The organism is Bradyrhizobium sp. SZCCT0148 (assembly GCF_018129985.1).
Taxonomy (GTDB): Bacteria; Pseudomonadota; Alphaproteobacteria; order Rhizobiales; family Xanthobacteraceae; genus Bradyrhizobium; species Bradyrhizobium japonicum_H.
In genome coordinates this window covers 1-2,622 of record NZ_JAFCKT010000037.1, presented here as the reverse complement: position 1 = coordinate 2,622, position 2,622 = coordinate 1, and the positions used below count along the sequence as shown (strand labels likewise).

The 2,622-nt window shown below is 62.9% G+C and carries 3 protein-coding genes; all 3 read right to left on the bottom strand.

Going from position 1 to position 2,622, the window contains the following annotated elements; genetic code table 11:
• Window positions 1-76: 76 nt before the first annotated feature.
• The 3 genes from tnpC to tnpA are packed head-to-tail and all read right to left on the bottom strand — an operon-like array spanning window position 77 to window position 2,535.
• The gene (gene tnpC, locus JQ580_RS33625; RefSeq protein ID WP_212285653.1) at window positions 77-1,741 is read right to left on the bottom strand and encodes an IS66 family transposase; all 1,665 of its coding nucleotides are present in this window, start codon (window positions 1,739-1,741) and stop codon (window positions 77-79) included.
• 45 nt (window positions 1,742-1,786) lie between these two features.
• Window positions 1,787-2,080 carry an IS66 family insertion sequence element accessory protein TnpB gene (tnpB, locus tag JQ580_RS33620; RefSeq protein ID WP_409363245.1) on the bottom strand — a complete coding sequence of 98 codons (294 nt, stop codon included), beginning with the start codon at window positions 2,078-2,080 and terminating at the stop codon, window positions 1,787-1,789.
• Window positions 2,081-2,130: 50 nt separating this feature from the next.
• Window positions 2,131-2,535: an IS66-like element accessory protein TnpA gene (gene tnpA / locus JQ580_RS33615; RefSeq protein ID WP_212285649.1), complete on the bottom strand. Its 405-nt coding sequence runs from the start codon at window positions 2,533-2,535 to the stop codon at window positions 2,131-2,133.
• Window positions 2,536-2,622: the final 87 nt, after the last annotated feature.

Genomic DNA, 2,622 nt, shown 5'->3' with positions numbered 1-2,622 from the left:
GTACGCATACGACGAGGACCGCCTGATTGACGCATGCGCGCGGGCACAATGAGTTCTATGATCGGTCGGGTGGAGGTCAGGCAGCCTGCTGACCGGCGGGCTTATCGGCTTGGCGCAGGAGCTTCCATTCCCAGGGCAGCAGTTCGCGCAGCCGCGACGTGGGAAGGTCGGCGATCCGGGCGAGGACGTCGGCGAGCCAGGCCTTGGGATCGACGTCATTGAGGCGGCAGGTCGTGATCATCGTCAGCATGATGGCGGCGCGGTCGGCGCCACGCTGGCTGCCGGCGAAGGTCCAGTTCCGTCGCCCCAAGGCAATGCCTCTCAATGCGCGCTCGGCACAATTGTTGGTCAAGCAGATCCTGCCATCGTCGAGGAAGCGAGCGAAGTCGTCCCAGCGCCTGAGCATGTAGTTGATCGGCTTCAGGACCTCAGAGGAGCGCGAGAGGGTTTCTCGCTCGCGCAGCAGCCAGGCGTGCATGTCGTCAAGAAGCGGCTTGCTCCGCTCCTGGCGTACGGCACGCCGCTCGTCGGCACTACGGCCATTGATGGCGCGGTCGATCTCGAACAACGCATCCAGACGCCTGACCGCCTCCAGCGCGATAGGGGAGACCGGTTTGCCCTTGAGGCCTTCCCGTGCGGTTTTCTCGATGTCGGCCAGCTCGAAGAAGCCTCGCCGCGCATGGGCCAGGCAAAATGCCGGCGTGATCGGCATTGCTTTCCTTTTTGGGTCGAACAACGGCTCGAAGCCGCCATAGCAATCCGCCTGCAGGATGCCGGCGAAGGCGGCCAAATGCTTCTGGGGATGTTCGCCCCGTCGGTCGCCCGAGGCGTAATAGACTGCCGCCGGCGGCGCCGGCCCGGCGAACGGCCGGTCATCCCGCACATACGTCCAGATCCGGCCAGTCGTGCACTTGCCCTTCGCGAGGATGCGGATGGTGGTGTCGTCGCCATGAAGACGCTCGGCCGCGAGCACATGACGCTCGATCAGCTGGAACAGCGGCATGACGGCGAAGGTTCCGTGGCCGACCTGGTCGGCCAGCGTCGACAGCGGCAGGTCGATCCGCTCGGCCTTGAAGCGCACGCTTTGGCGATTGAGCGGGATATGCATGCCGAACTTGTCGAACAGGATGGTTGCCAACAGTTGCGGACCGATGAAGCCGCGCGGCGTGGCATGGAACGGTGCCGGCGGCTGGCTAATCTTCTCGCAATCGCGGCAGGTGAACTTCTCGCGTACCGTCTCGATCACCTTGAAGCGACGCGGGATCTCCTCCAGCGTCTTGGTCACATCCTCGCCGACTTTCGCCAGCCGCGATCCGCCGCAACAGGCGCAGTTCGTCGGAGGGTCAATAACGACGCGCTCGTGTTCGATATCGTCCGGCCATGGCTGGCGAACCGGCCGCTTGCGCATGAAGGGGCGGACGTGCTGCGTCTTCGCCGCTGCGACCTGCGCGGCAAGCTCATCCTCGCTCGCAGTGGTTACGAGTTCCTCGAGCTCCAATTCCAGCTGCTCGATCAGCCGCGCCGTGCGCTCGGATCGCTGCCCGTGCAATTCACGTTTGAGCTTCTCAATCCGCAGCTCAAGATGCGCGATCATCACCTCGCTGTCCGACAGCTCCGCCCGCGCGTTGGCGGCATCCGCGACTGCCACATCGCGTTCAGCCTGCAACGCCTCGCGCTCGGCCAGCAGCGCAAGGTAGGCGCTCGCGAGATCCGACGGAAGATCGTCCGGCTTCGATGTCATGAAGCCATTGAATCAGATCGAGCAGCAGATTCAAACCCAAAACGGTTATCCGACCCGCGTCGGACGTTGGGTTTCTTGCGGATTGCGCCAATCGATTCCGGACAACAGATAGCTCAACTGCGCCGGCGAGATCGTTACCGATTCACCGGCAACCGATGGCCAGATGAACTTTCCTCTCTCGAGTTTTTTTGTGAACAAGCAGGCTCCCTGGCCATCGTGCCAAATCGCCTTCACGAGATCGCTGCGGCGACCGCGGAAGACGAACAGATGACCGCTGAGCGGGTCTTTGTGTAGCACCTCCTGCACTTGGAGGGCCAGAGACGGAAAGCCTCTGCGCATATCCGTGTAGCCTGTCGCGAGCCATACTCGCACATTCCCCGGTACAGCAATCATCGGCGTCCAAGCACATCAAGGACCCGCGCCAGCGCCTCCGGATCAACGTGCGCATCCACCCGGATGCACCGTCGGTTGCCGAGATCGATCTCTATCAATCCAGTACGCGCGGCTGCCACCGAGCGAACTCGGCCATCAACAGTGGGCAAAAGCTTCGGAGTTTCCTCGGCCGAGGCCGCTACGGCGGCGATCTGCACCGGCGTAAAAAATGGTATAACTTCTTGTTCCGATGTCCGTGCTTGTCGACGCCAGGTAAACACCAGGCTGGCCGCTACTCCGTTGCGACGCGCAACCTCAGTTACCTTCGCGCCCGGTGCCAGCGTCTCCTCGACAATCCGTGCCTTGTCGTTCTGCGACCAACGCCGCCGCCGCTCCAGCCCGCCCAAAACCTCGACCCGCATCGCCCGATGACCTTAAAGCTAGACTTAAGGTCACACGCTTCGCGAATTACCACCCGTCACGCAAGACGGCCCTCGTCGGAGGCGTAC